A 17,316-nucleotide genomic window follows, 5' to 3' on the forward strand; every position below is an offset into this window, starting at 1 on the left:
CTCTGGTTCAAGCTCCCAGATTCATCTGTGGAGTCAATCGAAAATCGACTGACCGTATCTTACAGCGGCGTACCGAAAGTGGGAAGGGTGCATAATTTTATACCTACTATAATTAAGTAAAAATGATGTGTCGCACCAAGCCTGATATGCTAAATTTGTTTCAAAACAGCAGCGATATTAAGAAAAGCATAAGTTAATATATAAGACCGCAAGCTTGTTATCCCACTAAATTTTTATGTGAAAGGCGTATGCCAGACCTCTCGACTTCTGCTCCTGAAAACTCCTCAAACCCCCAACCAGCTCTGCTGCCGCCGATTTTAAGAATTTTTGCAGCATTTCCAGATTACGATCGGGGCAATAGATTGTACGCATCGGGAAGGTACGAAGCGGCAGTCCTTTGCTACGGAAAAGCGGTTCAAATTAAACCGGACTGGGCCAGGGCGTGGCTAAATCTGGGCAAAGCTTACAAGCAACTGCATTCCTACGCAGAAACCGTAGCCTGCGCCGATCGAGCTACAGCAATTAATCCCGAAGAATACTGGGCTTGGATGCTGCGCGGGACAGGGCTGTTAAGTTTGCAAAATCACTCAGAAGCGATCGCGGCTTTCGACACCGCAATTCAAATCAATTCAGAAAAGCACGAAGCTTGGTATCAGCGAGGCCGAGTTTTAGAGGAATTGCAGCAGTGGGATGCAGCCGCAACCTGTTACAAAAAAGCAACCCAACTTCATCCGAATTTGCCCGCCATGTGGTATCGGCAAGGTAACGTGTTGGTTCAAGCGGAGCGCTATCCTGAAGCCGTGGCCGCTTTTGAGCGCGCGCTGAAACTCGTCCCCACTAATTGGGAAGCTTGGCTGAACCGAGGTTTGGCTTTGATGAAAGCCGAACGCTACGCAGAAGCTGTAACTTCTTACGATCGCGCCATTCAACTGCAACCACAAAATAGTCTGGCTTGGTTCAATCGCGGCATTGCTTCCGCAAAATTGCACAAATATGCAGAAGCCGTGACAGCTTACGATCGCGTCCTGCAAATGCAACCCAACGACTGCGAAGCTTGGTTTTATAAAGGAATGGCCCTCAAACACCAGTGGGCAGACGCGGCAATTGCTTGTTTCGATCGGGCAATTCAAATTAATTCTTTTTATCCCGAAGCATGGATCGGGCGCGGTCAAACACTGTCAGAATCGAGAGATTTTGAAGGGGCGATCGCAGCTTTTGACCAAGCCGTTCAAATTAATCCGAATTTTCCCGAAGCTTGGCTGGGTAGAGGCATCGCCCTGGCAGGATTGGAACGCTACAAAGAGGCAATTATCGCTTACAGCAATGCCCTACAAATAGAAGGTAATTTTCTAGAAGCTTGGAACTTGCGAGGCGAAGCTTTGGAAAAATTACAGCAATACGAAGAAGCAATCGCCTGTTTTGATAAAGTAATCTCTCTGACTTCAGAAGCAGAAATTACATCAAAAGTAGGGTTGCAACAAGGCGCAGCGCTGGAAAAATTGCAGCGTTACGAAGAAGCCGTCGCAGCTTACAATCGCGTACTAAAAATCGTGCCCGACAATTTTGAAGCTTGGTTGAAACGCGGCAACGCTTTGTCAAAATTGCAGCAGTACGAACAAGCTCTAGCATCATACGATCGAGCAATTACTGTCTGGCCGGACAACTATCAAGGCTGGGTACAGCGAGGTTTGATTCTAGGGGAAATGCAGAACTATTCTCAAGCACTCGTCGCTTTTGACCAAGTGATTCAACTCAAGCCAGACAACTGGGAAGCTTGGGCGCAGCGGGGCGACGTTTTGCAAAAATTGCAGCGAACTCAAGATGCTATTAGTTCTTACGGAGTCGCCCTCGAAATTAAACCCGATTACTACGAAGCTCTAGTCAGTCGAGAAGAATTGAGACTCAAGGGCGCGATGTCAGGAAAGTGGTAAGGGGAAATTGACGAATAGTTTTGAGTTGGGAAATTGCTTTGTTCCTCCTAATCCCGCGCTGGGGTAAAGTTTGAACTATTTAACTTAAAACTAAAAACTTTCCGTCTTCTCTCTCCCTCTGCGTTCTCTGCGCCCTCTGCGGTTCATGAAAAAATCTAATTCCCACAACAATTAGTATTGCTATATCCGGCAGAATATCAGCTCATAATTAATGATATTCTGCCCGTTAAAATAACCTTGAGCAAGTTCAAAATCCACGTAAAAAAGCTTTGAGTTGTTACCACCAATATTCAATAAAATTAAAATTGGGTGAATAAGGTGATTGGTAAAGAACACTAGCGCCAACCGATTGAATCAATGGTTAAATCGAAGCCACTTAGTGAGCTGGGACATTATCCATGAAAACAACTGCACGCTTTTTACTTTCTTTACCAATTTCCCTTACAGTGTGGTGAAATAATCGTGTTTTGAAAAAAATCCACCCATTCAGGCGTTAAAAAGGCTCACCCAGCCTGCTTAACCTAGCTCCCTAGAAACCATCCAAAAGAGCCGGAGACAACCTCTCCTCTAGCCTTTCTGAGTTATCTAAAGAAATAATTTCGGCCTCATCCTAGATTTGCTTATGAATAATCCAAAACTGCTTATCCTAGCCACGATGGGTTCATGGCGGTACTATCAAATTGGTTGGTAGTTTTATACAGTTCGTATTGCCCTTTTGCAGCCGCCTCGCGAGTCCGATTCAGCATTGCTGCCACTTGTGCTTGATCCATCGGCTTAAACGTGCGAGCGGCCTCAAACGCTTGATCGAGGAGTTGCATACTATCAATGCCAGTAATCACGACTGAAGTAGGCAGATTCATCGCATAGTGGAGACATTCGATCGGGCTTACTGTATTACTTCTAAGCACGTAGGGGTCGCCCATAGATTTCATCCCCAATACACCTATTTGGTTCTTCACCAGCACCGGCAGAACTTGTTGCTCAAAACTTCTAAAATGAGCGTCCATCACGTTCAGCGGCATTTGTACCGCGTCAAAACGGAAATTGTTTTGAGCGGCAATTTCCATCACTCGCAGGTGAACCAAAGGGTCTTTGTGTCCTGTAAACCCGATGTAGCGAATCTTGCCCGCCTTCTGCGCTTCTACTAAGGCCTCCATAGCCCCGCCGGGAGCAAAAATGCGATCGGGGTCTTCCATCCGAATAATTTCGTGATGCTGCATCAGGTCAATGCGATCGGTCTGCAACGCTTTCAACGACTCGTCAATTTGCATCGCGGCCGCGCCCTTAGTGCGACCGTCAATTTTAGTCATCAGAAACACCTTTTGCCGGTAGCCATCCTTGAGCGCTGCACCCATCCAGCGGTGGCTGCGTCCGTTGTGATAGTCCCAGGAATTGTCCATAAAATTGATGCCGCGGTCGATCGCACTGCGAATGAGCTTAATACTTTCTTGCTCCTCTCGAAGCCGTCCGATATGGTGTCCCCCCAAGCCAATTGCAGACACTCGCTCTCCTGTGCGTCCCAGCGTCCTGTAACTCATCTCGCCGCTTTGGGTTTGAGCTTGGGCTACTTCATTTTTAACCTCTACTTGAGTCAGTTCATCTTGAGCTAACACGGGTTTCAACAACCCTTCTGAAGCAGCCAGCCCTGCTGCAACCAAACCTGAAGCAGAAGTTACTTTTAACAACTTGCGTCTGCTGATATTCATAAATGCCTTCTTCAAAAAACTACTAGGACTCACTCACCGCTTCGCTGCACTAAAGAGTTTTGAATTTAAGATGTCTTAAAATCCAGAGCGCAGTCGGGATGGAACTTCCCCAACTGCCTACTTTACCTAATCAATAGTAATGATGAAATTTCTAGTTTTAAGAACTCCTAGACCCGTCAGCAAATGCTTTTAACTCAATAGCATCGTGACTGCAAAACAGGCGCACATCTTTACTATGCTGCACCGATAATGCGTGCAGCCGGCCTTGATTGAGCAACCGAGCCTTGCGATCGACCTCCATCATCCATTGGTAGGCGCGCAAACCGGGTGTGCAGCGTCGGTTAGCGGCATCCATCTCGTGTCGGTAGAAATAGGCATCACCTGCGTGCAGAAGCCAGCCATCGGGTGTATCAATGGCAATGCCAGCATGACCGCGCGTGTGCCCCACCAACGGGATTAGCAAAATCTCCGGCGGCAACCCGTCGAGGTCGCGGACAGCTTCAAAACCGAACCAAGGTTCGCCACCCGCCGAATAGTATTTCCAGCGTTTGACTTCATCCCACTGCCCCGGACGATAGCGCCTTTTTGTGATGAAACCGTGCCGATCCTGTGCGGCATCGATTTCAGCCTGCATGACGTGTACCGTGGCTTCCGGGAAATCCTCTAGACCACCGGCATGATCGAAATCGAGGTGGGTGAGTACAATATGGCGCACATCGCTTGGTGAAAATCCGAGCTGTTCAATTTGATGGATCGCCGTGTACTTGCGATCGAACTGGATGTTATTAAAATGGACAAAAAACGGGCTGAGCCGGGAGTAAGGAGACTCGATATCCCGCAATCCGAAGCCGGTATCAATCAGAACCAGTCCCTGATTCGTTTCAAGGAGCAGACAGTGGCAGACGAGGTGAGCCGTCAGACCGCGACTAAAGCCATCGAAAAGCGCCCCTCCAATGGGACACATACAGCCACAATTGAGATGATGAATTTGCATAAATGTGCTCTACTAAATTACTTAGGCGAGAACCATTTATTCCTCAGTTCCCATCCAAAGCCGATGCTGCATAATGGCATCGATGAACGCCTGAGAAAACTTCGCTAAATCGTCACTACTGGGAGAAGTAAACACGCTTTTATCGGCTGCAATCTTGCCATTGTCTGCGATGTTTACTTCCTTTAAATCTGCACATAAGAATAGTAAGATCGGCGCGAATTATTTGTTAGCAGAACCCGGTTCAGTAAGCTGGCGGTGCATTTCGGCATTAACGGTATCAGGCAAAACCTTGCTGGCGCTGGCCATAATCTTTGTTTTGAGTGAACCGGCAATGATGTCGTCCTTACCCGCCATCAGCGCCTCGAAGCCCTGCTTGGCAACTTCGGCCGGGTCGTCTTTCTTGTCTGCGCCCGCCTTCGTGTCGTCCATTCCCGCCCGATGGAAGAAGTTGGTATCCGTGGGCCCTGGCATCAGCGCGGTAACGGTGACGCCTGTGTCCTTTAACTCGTTACGCAGCCCTTCTGAGAACGAGTGTATAAATGCTTTGGATGCTGCATAGACTGCCTCGAATGGCCCCGGCATTAGGGCGGCAATTGAGGATGTGAATAGAATCCGTCCCTGGCCGCGATCGACCATATCCTTGACTACCCGTTTAGCCAAATGCACAGACGAGACAACGTTGAGGTTAATCAAATTTAGTTCGTCCTTCAAGTCTGTCTCGCGGGCAAAGTCGCCCCCGACGCCGACACCGGCATTAATTGCGATCGCATCCACTGGCCGATTAGTCGCTTTTATCTGGTTGTAGAGCGTCTCAACACCGTCATAGGTAGCGAGGTCTGCCTGCACTGTCTCGACTTTGGCACCGAGCCCCTCAAAGGCTTGAGCCGCTTCATTGATGCTCGCTCCGGTGGCGGTGACTAGGAGATCGAATCCGTTTTGAGCGAACTGTTTGGCGAGTTCGTAACCGATACCGTTAGAGGCACCCGTCACGACAGCCAAGGGCCGGGTCAAAGAACTGTTTATAACCATCTAAAATCCTCTGTAACTGCTTCACGCTCGTTTGTCTAGGTTTGCTTCTCTGTGTACCCGACAATCTTTGTGGACTGTGGGCTTTCAACTTTTACAATGCTAAGGAGGTAGGAGTGCGATCGCATCTTTCCCAGGACATAAGCTGTTAGGCATTTAAAGACGGTATCACCTAAAACAAACTTCATGTAATTAGTATAATAATGACAGCATAGAATCATCTCATATAAAGAGCAAATAGAGAAATGATAGAAAGCGTTTAAAAACAACGAACAAAAGCAAAGACTTATATTAAGAACTAGAATAACAGTATTACTTAAAAAGGTAATCATGTAGCTAAAAATGCTGATTTTTATTTGTCAATAGAAACTTTCTCTTAGTGCATTCAGCAAAAATCCGTAAGATTTAGCAATTTTAAAACATAAACAGATGAATATTTAAGTGTTATTAAATACTATCGCCAGCTCACCAATCCAATAATTAGAATATAAATTTGGCAGATGCACAGCTCAAAGATTACCCAATTCTTGAAAAACTAGCGTCGGCACAAAATTAAGTAGCTCACAAATATAGGAGATAGCTCTAGTTTGTATGATAAAGACCGGATAATCACCTCTCTTGTTTATTCAAAAGTCAGTTTTGTTTAGAAGCCGTGAGCAATTGTGTTCCCCAAGATCAACATTTAATTTTTTTTATCCAGGTAAGTGCGATCATTTTTTACATTTTCACAATGTACTGAAAGTCGTAAATGGGATTTTTCATAAGCTCAAAGTGAATCTATTTTGAATAAAAATTACAAGTAATTTCCTCCGTTTGGAGGAAGAACCGCAATTCAGGAGGGCAATTCTGGCAAAGTCGCTCTATCTGGGGTGAAATTTGATGTCTATATGTATAAAATGCGCGTAGATATGGTTAATAACTCTTTTGATAATTATTTGGGAACCGCGATTATCGGGGGCTAAATCGGATGCGATGAGAGACGGGAGATGGAAGAGGGGAGATTGACTCGGAAGATTAATCCTGGGCTAAAAACATTTATCTCTGGTGGAACGGGCAGGAGGCTTGCCCAGGGATAACAGTGCCTGATATCAGTTATAACTGAATCTCAGGTACTGTTATCAATCAGACCCAATCAACCTGGTAACAGCGACGAAAAATCTCAGATATCAGGTCGATCGCGCAGCAAGAAACCAAGTGGATGACGCCAAGAGTGTAAGATGTCAGTCATCATGAATACTTTCTGTTGGCGATTGCCCGACGGCACCCAAAATTAAAAATTATGCCAGCCAATTGCTGATTCTGCTGGCTTCATGTTATAGTGGTTTTCCAAGAATTAAATTCGGTGGCGTAGTTTGTTGGTGTTTATTTACAAGCGTCTCTCCGAATCTAAATCTCTGCACCCTAATGATTCTGGAGATTTTATGTCGATTTACGTGGGTAATCTTTCATATGAGGTAACATCAGATGACCTCAGCGAAGTATTTGCCGAGTACGGTACTGTAAGCCGCGTCCAAGTGCCAATGGATCGGGAAACAGGCAGGATGCGGGGTTTTGCTTTTGTGGAAATGGCAAGCGAGGCAGAAGAAGCAGCAGCCATCGCAGCTCTAGACGGTGCTGAGTGGATGGGCCGCGACTTGAAAGTCAACAAAGCCAAACCTCGCGAAAACAACAACAACAGACGCTCCTCGGGCGGCGGCGGTGGCTGGGGCGACAACGATCGCTCTTCACGACGCTACTAAGCTTTGACACTGAAAACTTGAGTTTTGGTAGTTGACGGCAGGTGGGAATGCTGCTTTTTTTCCGGTTGTTCGATCGACCCATCAAATAAAACTCCCAAACCTCTAAATCAGTTTTGCCCCCTCCTTGGAGGGGGCTTTGTTTTTGGCGAAAAATCCCGCGAGATACGTCTGCGGTGCCGTTCCCACTCTAGTTCGTGATTCAGTCCCCTCTTAACTGCTTTTTTTAAGAGGCTGTCGGGATTTCCCGGCTCGACTCCTGTAAACTATCAAACTAGAATTAAGCAGCAAGAAAAGTTAGAATAACGGCAAAACTGAATATTGCCCAGAACAGCCAAACTATCTTTACCGAAGATTAGTCGAGAAAACCAGCCGAATATCAGCCAATATCTTGATTTTGCCTCAATAAAGATGTCCAAGGTCTACAGCACGGCGGAACTCATTAAAATCCTCGAAGAAGAGCGCCAAGCCTGCTTGCATGGGCGGCGTCTCAATTTGACTGAAACTCCTGCTACAGGCAACCCCGTGATTGACCGCTTTCTCAAATCTGAGGGAGTTCAGAAGTTTACTGCTTATCAAAATTTTAAGGCAGCCGTGCACGAATACCAGCGGGAACATCAAGTTTCTGGGATTGTCTGGCGGGAAATGGCGGTTAAAGGCAATACTCTACGGTATCCGGCAGTGGATGACGAATTAATAGCTCTACCGGTTGATTTGATTACGTTGAAGGCAGCTAAGATTGCTATGTTGGAATTCTGGCAGCAGGTAACTGCCGGGATGGATTTGTATTTAAGCATTAACAGCGGGAAGGATTTTCGCTCGATCGAGCCGGTTGATGTAGAGGCTATAGCCCAGCGCACAGAATGGGCCAGTCTCTCGAAGTGGGAAAAGTTGGATTTTCTAGAAATTTTGTTGCAGTTGGGCTGGGGGAAGCCGGAGGAAGCTTATTATAAGCGGGGATGGCCGACATCGGGCAGCGAGTACATTCACGCCGTAAAACCCGGACAGCGGCCAATTTGTTAATTAGTCAGTAGTCAGTAGTCATAGTGCTGTCCCCGCTCGCGAACGTTATTAGTCAGTAGTCAGCAGTCAGTAGTCAGTAGTTACTGATTATTGGGAGATATTCAAAACAAATAACAATTGGCAATTGGCAATTGGCAATTGGCAACTGTCAACTGTCAACTGTCAACTGTCAACTGTCAACTGTCAACTGACATCTGACAAAGCATCAAGCCAAACCACTGATTTGGATCAGTCCAAACCTGCAAAGGCATTAAACCACGCTGCGAAAGTTCTTTTTTTACAGTATTGAGATTAAACTTGCGCGATATTTCGCTGCGGATAGTTTCTCCCGCTGCAAATTCAACCGTTAAATTGAGAGAACGCAACTGCACTGTTTGCGTTTTTTTACTTTTTAAGTGCATTTCAATTTGACATTGCTCTTGATTGTAAAAAGCCCAATGCTCGAACTGTGCTAAATCAAAATTTCCCTCAAATTTTCGATTTAAATGCCGCAGCATATTCAAGTTAAATGCTGCCGTTACTCCTTGACTGTCATCGTATGCAGGCTCTAAAATATCCTTAGATTTGTCCAAGTCAATTCCCAGCAAAAAATACTCTCCCGGCTGCAATGCACCGACAATTTGCGAGAAGAACAAATCACATTCTTGAGCGTTGAGATTGCCGAGGGTACTGCCGAGAAAACAAATCATTCGGGTTGGCAACGGCGACGGTGCAATTTTAGCTAAGGCTAATTCGTATGTGCTGACAAGTCCGTGAATCTGGAGCGACGGATAATCGGCCAACAGTTGACAAGCGCTGCTTTCTAAGATAGTAGGACTGATGTCGATCGGCAAATAATGCAGGGGATATTCCAGTTGACTGTAAGCATCAAGGAGAATCCGAGTTTTAGTGGAACTGCCGCTGCCGAGTTCGACGATTTCGCAGGGGCCCGTTAAATTGGCGATCGCCCCCGCGCACCCCTGCAAAATGGCCGTCTCAGTGCGCGTCAAGTAGTATTCCGGCAACTGGCAAATCAACTCAAACAGCTTCGAGCCGCGATCGTCGTAGAAATACTTTGGAGGCAGGGATTTGGGGGTTTGAGTCAACCCGCTAACTACATCGCTGCCAGCATTGATTTCTGCGGGTGTCAGTGCTGCAGCGCTCACCAGTCGCTCTAAGTGCAGCCGGTTTTCCTTCGTTAAGGCTGAGTTTGTCGTGTCGGACAGTCTTGGGGATTTCATCATAAAAATGGGTAGAAACCCCGTGCTTTTAGCACGGCTTTACATTTAATTTGAATCCCCTCGCGGGGTGGAGGGGTATGGTTGCCCCTCCCGTGAGGTATGGTTGCCTCAAACTCCCATTTCTGGGGTAAAGTTAGCTTCGCTAATGTTTAGTGAGCTTGTTAAGCTAGCAACACTGTCTCAGTGACCTTAAGACTGTTTAGTTGCAAGCGATAGAGCGGAAAACTAGCTTCGCATTCTCCGGTATCGTGACCCAAAAAACGTAGTCAGTAAAGACTTAAGCTGGTCAGGATGGCTTGTTAGATTTCTCTTTCAAGCCTCATGCCTTTAGGCTGAGGTTCCTGACAAAGTAATTTTTAGATGCACATACGGGTATAGCACGAAGCCGCGCTGCCAAATATCGCGCTCAAGTCAGATTTTTCATGCCACTCTCCGTTCTGTATTGTCTCACCCGATGGCGATCGCATCCACAATTAAAACTTAAAATTTATCCACAAAATTTATTGAATACTTAACCAAACTTGTTTTCTTTGAGCTTGTTACATGGAAAAAAGTTGGGCATTTCACAAACAAATTTTGTCCCCAATTCTCTCTCCAGTCATTTATCTGATGTTCGTCAAATAAGCTTTATAATGCGAGTATTAAGGAATTTGTTCATCTGAAAAGTCTAATGAATAAATTCCTCACTCTGAACAAATTTGATGGTAATTATAATTACCTAGCAAACTACTTAGCGCAGCGAAAACCAGCAATAATTTGCCGCACGCCCGGATAGTACCAATTCCGAAAACTTGATCGCAGTGCCTGCGGAAAAGTCGCCCAACTCCCGCCTTTCAAAACCCGGTGTTCTCCATCAAAATAAACTTGAGAATATCCCCTGTAAGGATAACTTTCAAATCCCGGATAGGCGTCAAAGGTTGAAGCAGTCCACTCCCAAACATTGCCTAACATATCGCAGCAGCCGATCGCGCTTGCTCCTTTGGGAAAGGCATCAACTGGCGAGGTATTGGCAATATTATTGCCGTGATTGCACAGGCTGCCGTTTGGCTGTTCCTCTCCCCAAGGATAGATGCGATATGTTTGATTTGTGGTATCCCAACTCGCAGCTTTTTCCCATTCGGCTTCCGATGGCAAACGCTTGCCGATAAAGTTGCAGTAAGCTTCGGCTTCGTACCAACTGACACCGCAAACAGGATGGTTGTTGAAAGCTGGATTTTCTGACCAGTACAGCGGTCGATCGACTTTAGCAGATTGCAGCCATTTCCAGCCGTCCGCTGACCACCAATCAGGGTTTTGATAGCCGCCGGATTCCATGAAATCTCGGTATTGACCGCAAGTGACCGGATAGCGATCGATCGAGTATGCTTCTAAATAACATAGGTGGCGCGATCGCTCGTTATCCAAAGCCTCAGCAGCATCGCTTCCCAGGTAAAATTCCCCGCCCGGAATTTCAATCGCCTGGGAATCGGTAATTTGTAATTGGTAATCGGTAATTGGTAATCGGTAATTGGTAATTAATCTTCCTTCCTCATTCCCTCTTCCTTCTTCCTTCTTCCCTCTTCCTTCTTCCTTCTTCCTTTGCATTTGCAACACGAAAGCAACAGTTTCGCAGTGCTGGCTTTCGTGCTGAATAATAAACCGCCAGAGACGTTCTTGCTCGTCGATCGGCGCGACTTCCAAATAATCTAACACCTTTTTTCTCACCGCGTCCAGATATAATTCAACTTCAGGTAACGCGGGCAGAAAAACCCGTTGTTTTTTCGGCAAAATATCAGCAGCAAACAGTTGGTGATACTGAGGAAAGACAGGTTCCAACCCAGCACATCGCTGCAACAGCCACAAATCTTCAGTATAAGCAATGTGACCTAAGTGCCAGCCAACCGGACTGAAATCAGGATGAGCTTGGCGACAAAAAGTATCATAATCGATGTCTGCAAATAGCTTGAAAGTGCCGCGGCGACACTGCTGCAAATCGCGATAAATTGCCTCTCTACAAGATTGGATAGATTTCGATATCACGCTCTACTCCGGTACTGATAATGCTCTGGACTGGACACTCGTGCCAATTGCCAGCAAATAAAGGTTCAGAAGCAATGATGACAGAATTGGGGAAATTTAAATCGTCTCGTAGCCAATAGAGGGAAGGAGGGGTTTTTTGGGAAGCAAAGCGAGAGGCAACGAGCTGGTGTCCGTCGCTGACAATGATATTAGCTGAAAATTCTACTTGGTGAAAGTTTGCTAGCTCTGCCACAGTTTTCAGCGAGTTTTGCAAAGCAGCTTCTAGAGTCATATTGGCGGCTGTCAATTCATTGACAAACAAGCCGAAAATATGTTCTGAATCTGTAGTGCCGTTAATTGATTGATAAACGGTATCGCTGAGTCGATCGCGAATTGGTCTGTAAAGAGTTTGCCGAAAATTCTTCACGAAGCCGTTGTGTACGAACAGCAGGCGATCGTTCTGAAACGGCTGACAGTTGCTCAAATCTACAGCTTGTCCAGAAGTTGCACTGCGAACGTATCCGATCGCGCATCCAGATTCAACGTATCGACTGATACTCGGAAGGTTAATGTCGCTCCAAATTGGCTGTACATTTTTATAAGTAAACGGGTCAGTATCTAGGTGCGGGTGATACCAACCAATACCAAAACCGTCAGCATTGAGTACGCCAGAAGTCATTTCGCGGGGCTCGTAACTCTGCACAATTAGGGAATGTTCCGGCTTGTACAGAATAGCATCGAGTAAAATCGGCTCCCCGAGGTAGCCAAGCAAACGGCACATAAAATTTTTGCAGCAAATTGATTAGCATTGTAGGCCATTAACCAAAAAATTGCCCGATCGCCCATCTTCAGCGCTGGGAACAAGGTTTTTTGTAGCGCGCTGCCAGCATCGCAGTACAAACGATACAGTTAAGGTAGAACCCCTACAGCACAAGGAGACTCTTGAATGTTCCTCGACGAACTCATCCCAATGGCGAAAGAATTGATCGAACAGCCCATCGCCTTCGCGGGCGGATTTTTATCTGGCCTGCTTCGACTCAACCTTCACGAAGATCCCGTTAAAAGCTGGATCGACGAGCAAGCTGGTTCAACTTCCTACACTACTCCCCCAGCCGAACCCACCAACGGTAAAAGCACGGGGCCTCAGTCAATCTCGATCGACTAAGGAAAAGCAGTAACATCCTCCCAACGCCAAACTGATTACAGTTATGGCGTGGGCTTCCAAACTTCACAGTTTGGCTTTTCGCGTTTTTCCCTTACGGGATTTCCACACTTGGCTAGACTGAATTTCTCAGTCCCCGCTACTAAGTCTGCACAGACACTTTCGATTCCCGTATAGCCTTTCTCAGATAGATAAAGTACAATAACAGCAGTGTGTAAACCAGTTACAAGTATTTTTCTGAGAAAGTTGACAAAATGCAAAGTCGATCCCATTTCCTAATTATTGATAATTTGTTGTGTTGATAAAACTGAAATTATTTTTAAGTTTTGATCCTAATTTTTTAAGCTTATTGTAGATTAGGCAAAGGGGGCGACAAGTATATTACTTTCGCCCTTTTTCTTGATTACTTATTTTGCCCCTTTGTATGACCATTATCTATTACTACCAAAGCATTTTTCCATAATTTAGGTAGTTGCCATAGCCTAAAAGTATCAAGCTTAATTGTATCATATTCCTTGTTAAATTAACTTATATTAGAACTTTATTAAAAGTTACATATAGTGTTTATGAAAAGTTATCAAACACGTTCGTTAGTTTTTTTTCTCGCTATTGAACCTTTTAATGATAGAGTTAATAAGGAAGTTATTCAAGAGTGGGAGCATTTTTATTTTAAAGGGGTTTATGAAAACGAATTCAGCATGATGACAACCAAAAAGCTACCGTAACTGCGTCGTCACTCAGAATCGATAGCGACTTTCAGGCTCAGGAGTTAATCATCAATTAATTACTAATTTAAAACTGTAAAAGCTCCACCGTAAAATCCTAATAGGTACTTCATCTACCTGATAAAAGCTATAATATACAAGATATGTTCATGATTGCAGCGAGGATAACTGTAGTAGAAGGAAGCAGAAATAGTATGTTGAGAAAAATGAATTTACAAACTAGACTGATCAGCGCCTTTCTGATGATGGGAATTTTAGTATTTTTAGTGGCTTGGGTAGGATGGATCTCAACATCTAATCTGAGTCAACACATAGAGACTATCGGTAAAAATAACTTACCGAGTATTGAAGCATTATTGAAAATTAACGAGGGACAAACCCAAATTGAGTCATCCGAGAGAGCGTTAATTAATCCGGCACTCAGTCAAGCAGAAAGGCAAGATGCCTTAAACAGAATGGACAAGGCTTGGCAGCAGATTAAAGAGGGGTTTAAAGCATACGAACTCCTTCCTCGTACCTCAGAGGAAGACGCACTATATCAACAAATGCTGAAGTATTGGGAGGAATGGCAGCAGGAAGATCAAGAACTCCTGCGAATTAATCAAGAATTTGAGAAAGTGGGAATTTTGAATCCTTTGGGCTTGCAGCTAAGCCTAATTAATCAAGGTAAAAGTAATTCGCCAGAAATGGCAAGAGCCAAGACAGCGAGTAACCTTTTGAATAAACTTAGTCAGCAAGCTAAGGTAATTCGCATTAAATTTATAAATTCAGAAAAAGCAACTTTAGTAGTAGTTGAATCCAATCGAGAGCAAGCGGATGACGCTTATCAAACCGCCCAAAATGATAGTAGGAAGACTCAAGTAGCTGTATTCTTGGGGATGACAGTTGGACCGCTAGTAGCGATTATTTTAGGAATAGCTTTAAGCATAGCGATCGCCAAACCTTTAGATAAAGCGCTGAAAGGTATTATTAATATGATTGTCAGTTCTTCTACCGAGATCGCTGCTACCATTGAGCAACAGGAACGTATTGCTGTACAACAAGCTGCTTCTGTTAACCAAACAACTACCACAATGGATGAATTGGGCGCATCATCGAGGCAATCAGCTATGCAAGCCGAATCAGCCCTTCAGAATGCCAGTAATGTCTTAAATATGGCAGGAGAAGGCAGTAAAGGAGTGCATAAAACCCAGCAGGGAATGTTGAGTTTGACGGAAAAAGTTGGAGCGATCGCCGATCAAGTTTTAAATTTGAGCCAGCAAACCAATCAGATTGCTAATATTACCAATTTAGTCAGCGATTTGGCTAATCAAACTAATATGCTGGCGATTAACGCTACAGTGGAAGCAGTACGCACCGGAGAACAAGGAAAGGGGTTTGGGGTGGTGGCGACGGAAATTCGCAGACTGGCAGATCAAAGCAAAAAATCGTCGGATCAGATTAGTGATTTGATAAACGGTATTAAAAATTCCATTAATAAAACAGTGATGGTAACAGATGAGGGCAAGAAAACTTTAGATAATAGCCTGAAATTGACTGAAGGTACGGCGGACAATTTTAACAAGGTTGCTAATGCAATTAACAGTGTTGTTGTCAGCAGTCAGCAAATTTATCTGAATACCAAACAGCAGGCGATCGCTATTGAGCAAGTGGTAGATGCGATGAATGTTCTGAATAAAGGAGCAGCGGAAACAGCCAGCGGTATTACCCAAGGTCGAATTGGCACTCAAACACTTAACAAAGCGGCTTTAAATCTCAAATCCTTAGTTTAATTGAGAAAAGAAAGTAAGATCCTAAACTGGGGATGAAGGAGATGGGGAGAAAATTTTCCCAATTCCCCATTTCCCATTTCCCATTCTCAATTTTGCCAAAGGATTGAAGGCGAGATTTCCCCGTCTATGAAAGGGCTGGGGAGATGTGAAGTAAGTTTCCTCAAGGGCTGTATAGATGTGTATAACAATTCTCAAGTGAGTGAGGTAGAGATTTAGATTTTAAATTAAAGAATTGAAGTAGTGGGGAATTGGTAATTAACTGGCAAGTATCTCACGAAAGTTGAGAACCGCTATATCAACGCTCGTGGCCCAGAGCAACCTAATATATTATACCTTGTTAGTCCCTTTGTTTCCGAAGATGCTTAGTGGTTCGTCGCCCACCCATAAGTGATCTGATTAAAATCAAGTATTGTTCAGGGGTGGGGTTCCTCGCGACGCCAAAACTCATCTCCTCACTCGCCCTGCGGATGAGTGAGGAGATGAGTGTTGATTAAGCTAACTATTGCAACCAGTACCAAGGGTTGGTCAATCGATTTTAGATTTTAGATTTTAGATTTTAGAATTGAAGCATTGACCCCACGGATAAATTCGGGGGGCAAGTTTCTCGGATACAGGTTTTTTATTTATCCACGCATAAATCAGGGGGCTTGTATCCTGGATGCTTTCGGTGAGTGCGGCAAACCCTTTTAGTCAGAGTCGATCGCCCAGTTGTATGCTAGATAGCACTTGACAGTTAAATTAAAAGGTTATTATGTATAGCACAACAAGTTCAGTTCGATCGACATGACTATCTACATTGGAAATCTGTCTTACCGCGCCACCGAAGAAGACCTGAAAGCAGTATTTGCAGAATACGGCACAGTCAAGCGAGTTGTCTTGCCTACCGACAGGGAAACCGGTCGGATGCGCGGTTTTGCATTTGTTGAGATGATGGAGGATGCCCAAGAAGACGCTGCAATTGCCGAATTAGACGGTGCAGAGTGGATGGGGCGCCCCTTGCGAGTGAACAAAGCTAAACCGAAAGAAGAGGGAAATCGAGGCGCAGGTATCAATAGAAACGACGGATATTAGTCCGCGATGCGGCGGTTGACATCCTCTCGGAACCCACCTGATGCACCAGTGCGCCACTAGCGCCCAATTGCAAGCAGCAGTTGATTTTGGGGATGAAATGTCAAATCCGCTGCACAAAAACGTCGATTCTTTAGGGGCTACACTTGATTCATAACTTTTTGAGAAAGACAGAATTTATGCACGCTAGTCTAGAAAGCCGATTTCTTCCCGGATACCTCGCTGCTCAAGCCAAGATTTATTAGAATAAACCGGGTTGATGAGCGTTAATCTTAGAAAGAGTAAACTCGCCCTTTTTCATCAATATAAACTGACCGGTCTTGCCTAGTGCGGGGGTCTGATCTGGTGATGCGAATCGTCAAAATGTTTGTCTGCGAGTCAACGTTATAGTCGTATTTCAAAGTTGTGGTTCCTCCGGTGGCATTAATTGGAATATTGGCAATGTCGCCGGTGCGATTGCTGATGCGAACACTGATGTTTCTGCTGGCTCCGACTGGCAAGGATGACAAGCTGCCACCTGATTCACCGTATTCTAGGTTTAATCCAGTTTCATTTAACAGTCTGAGGGTAATGTTGCGAGTATTGTCAACCTGCGCTTGAGGTTGCCAGAATCCGGGTTTGGTGCCACCGTCAGTTGCAGGTTGAGATAATGCTGGATGGGGATGCAGAAAGCCGAGGGCGGCAAGTAGTGCTGCGGTTGCAATAATTTTTGATTTCACGGTTTCTACCTCCCGGTCAAGAGTTGGTGATATTTTTATCCTAGCTTTAAAATCGGATCTTTTGGTAGCGGAAGAAGGAAGAAGGAAGAAGAAAGAAGCAGTAAAAGCAATAAAAGCAAGGGCTTCACCAATTAAAAATGTCCTCACTGTCTGGGTGGTTGCTAAGCTGTTGTGCATTTAAAACGCATATTGGTATAATATAACATAATGATATTCAGAAAAAGTGAATGCCTGCT

General features: G+C 45.0%; 13 protein-coding genes. 6 read left to right on the forward strand and 7 right to left on the reverse strand.

The window, feature by feature from the left end:
- Nucleotides 1-248 precede the first annotated feature (248 nt).
- A complete protein-coding gene (locus QUB37_RS24615; protein ID WP_333167167.1) occupies nt 249-1,931 on the forward strand; it encodes a tetratricopeptide repeat protein in 1,683 nt (560 codons plus the stop codon).
- A 641-nt stretch (nt 1,932-2,572) separates the two neighbouring features.
- Here the strand turns inward: QUB37_RS24615 and QUB37_RS24620 are convergent.
- The 3 genes from QUB37_RS24620 to QUB37_RS24630 form a co-directional block, all read right to left on the reverse strand.
- Nucleotides 2,573-3,637: an aldo/keto reductase gene (locus QUB37_RS24620; protein WP_333167169.1), complete on the reverse strand. Its 1,065-nt coding sequence runs from the start codon at nt 3,635-3,637 to the stop codon at nt 2,573-2,575.
- Between the two features lie 157 nt (nt 3,638-3,794).
- Complete coding sequence (locus QUB37_RS24625) at nt 3,795-4,631, reverse strand: MBL fold metallo-hydrolase (RefSeq protein WP_333167171.1); 837 nt, start codon at nt 4,629-4,631, stop codon at nt 3,795-3,797.
- 219 nt (nt 4,632-4,850) lie between these two features.
- Nucleotides 4,851-5,660 carry an SDR family NAD(P)-dependent oxidoreductase gene (locus QUB37_RS24630; RefSeq protein WP_333167173.1) on the reverse strand — a complete coding sequence of 270 codons (810 nt, stop codon included), beginning with the start codon at nt 5,658-5,660 and terminating at the stop codon, nt 4,851-4,853.
- Between the two features lie 1,418 nt (nt 5,661-7,078).
- On the opposite strand from QUB37_RS24630, the gene QUB37_RS24635 reads away from it, so the two are divergent.
- Both QUB37_RS24635 and QUB37_RS24640 read left to right on the forward strand, forming a co-directional pair.
- Nucleotides 7,079-7,396: an RNA-binding protein gene (locus tag QUB37_RS24635; protein ID WP_333167176.1), complete on the forward strand. Its 318-nt coding sequence runs from the start codon at nt 7,079-7,081 to the stop codon at nt 7,394-7,396.
- 408 nt (nt 7,397-7,804) lie between these two features.
- Nucleotides 7,805-8,416: a hypothetical protein gene (locus tag QUB37_RS24640; RefSeq protein ID WP_172191765.1), complete on the forward strand. Its 612-nt coding sequence runs from the start codon at nt 7,805-7,807 to the stop codon at nt 8,414-8,416.
- A gap of 176 nt (nt 8,417-8,592) precedes the next feature.
- Here the strand turns inward: QUB37_RS24640 and egtD are convergent, their stop codons facing one another.
- The 3 genes from egtD to egtC all read right to left on the reverse strand — a co-directional run bounded on the left by egtD (nt 8,593) and on the right by egtC (nt 12,415).
- Nucleotides 8,593-9,639: an L-histidine N(alpha)-methyltransferase gene (gene egtD, locus QUB37_RS24645; RefSeq protein ID WP_445300057.1), complete on the reverse strand. Its 1,047-nt coding sequence runs from the start codon at nt 9,637-9,639 to the stop codon at nt 8,593-8,595.
- Between the two features lie 723 nt (nt 9,640-10,362).
- Complete coding sequence (egtB, locus tag QUB37_RS24650; protein WP_333167178.1) at nt 10,363-11,655, reverse strand: ergothioneine biosynthesis protein EgtB; 1,293 nt, start codon at nt 11,653-11,655, stop codon at nt 10,363-10,365.
- Nucleotides 11,627-12,415 carry an ergothioneine biosynthesis protein EgtC gene (gene egtC / locus QUB37_RS24655; RefSeq protein WP_333167181.1) on the reverse strand — a complete coding sequence of 263 codons (789 nt, stop codon included), beginning with the start codon at nt 12,413-12,415 and terminating at the stop codon, nt 11,627-11,629. The genes egtB and egtC overlap by 29 nt, the downstream gene beginning before the upstream one ends.
- Nucleotides 12,416-12,580: 165 nt before the next feature.
- On the opposite strand from egtC, the gene QUB37_RS24660 reads away from it, so the two are divergent.
- The 3 genes from QUB37_RS24660 (at nt 12,581) to QUB37_RS24670 (ending at nt 16,364) form a co-directional block, all read left to right on the forward strand.
- Nucleotides 12,581-12,799, forward strand: coding sequence for a hypothetical protein (locus tag QUB37_RS24660; protein ID WP_190736419.1), 219 nt, complete (start codon nt 12,581-12,583; stop codon nt 12,797-12,799).
- A 928-nt stretch (nt 12,800-13,727) separates the two neighbouring features.
- Nucleotides 13,728-15,293 (forward strand): methyl-accepting chemotaxis protein, encoded by a 1,566-nt coding sequence (locus tag QUB37_RS24665; RefSeq protein WP_333167183.1) that lies wholly within the window; start codon nt 13,728-13,730, stop codon nt 15,291-15,293.
- A gap of 783 nt (nt 15,294-16,076) precedes the next feature.
- Complete coding sequence (locus tag QUB37_RS24670; protein WP_333056152.1) at nt 16,077-16,364, forward strand: RNA-binding protein; 288 nt, start codon at nt 16,077-16,079, stop codon at nt 16,362-16,364.
- Between the two features lie 269 nt (nt 16,365-16,633).
- Here the strand turns inward: QUB37_RS24670 and QUB37_RS24675 are convergent, their stop codons facing one another.
- Nucleotides 16,634-17,080, reverse strand: coding sequence for a hypothetical protein (locus QUB37_RS24675; RefSeq protein WP_333167185.1), 447 nt, complete (start codon nt 17,078-17,080; stop codon nt 16,634-16,636).
- Between the last annotated feature and the right edge of the window lie 236 nt (nt 17,081-17,316).

Source organism: Microcoleus sp. AT3-A2 (genome assembly GCF_036705685.1).
GTDB lineage: Bacteria > Cyanobacteriota > Cyanobacteriia > Cyanobacteriales > Microcoleaceae > Microcoleus.

Bases quoted from the DNA above. Each gene is read 5' to 3' on its own strand.
- QUB37_RS24640 (WP_172191765.1), top strand. From the start codon at position 7,805: ATGTCCAAGGTCTACAGCACGGCGGAACTCATTAAAATCCTCGAAGAA.
- QUB37_RS24620 (WP_333167169.1), bottom strand. From the start codon at position 3,637: ATGAATATCAGCAGACGCAAGTTGTTAAAAGTAACTTCTGCTTCAGGT.
- QUB37_RS24615 (WP_333167167.1), top strand. From the start codon at position 249: ATGCCAGACCTCTCGACTTCTGCTCCTGAAAACTCCTCAAACCCCCAA.
- QUB37_RS24630 (WP_333167173.1), bottom strand. From the start codon at position 5,660: ATGGTTATAAACAGTTCTTTGACCCGGCCCTTGGCTGTCGTGACGGGT.
- QUB37_RS24665 (WP_333167183.1), top strand. From the start codon at position 13,728: ATGAATTTACAAACTAGACTGATCAGCGCCTTTCTGATGATGGGAATT.
- QUB37_RS24625 (WP_333167171.1), bottom strand. From the start codon at position 4,631: ATGCAAATTCATCATCTCAATTGTGGCTGTATGTGTCCCATTGGAGGG.
- egtC (WP_333167181.1), bottom strand. From the start codon at position 12,415: ATGTGCCGTTTGCTTGGCTACCTCGGGGAGCCGATTTTACTCGATGCT.
- QUB37_RS24660 (WP_190736419.1), top strand. From the start codon at position 12,581: ATGTTCCTCGACGAACTCATCCCAATGGCGAAAGAATTGATCGAACAG.
- QUB37_RS24670 (WP_333056152.1), top strand. From the start codon at position 16,077: ATGACTATCTACATTGGAAATCTGTCTTACCGCGCCACCGAAGAAGAC.
- QUB37_RS24635 (WP_333167176.1), top strand. From the start codon at position 7,079: ATGTCGATTTACGTGGGTAATCTTTCATATGAGGTAACATCAGATGAC.
- egtD (WP_445300057.1), bottom strand. From the start codon at position 9,639: ATGATGAAATCCCCAAGACTGTCCGACACGACAAACTCAGCCTTAACG.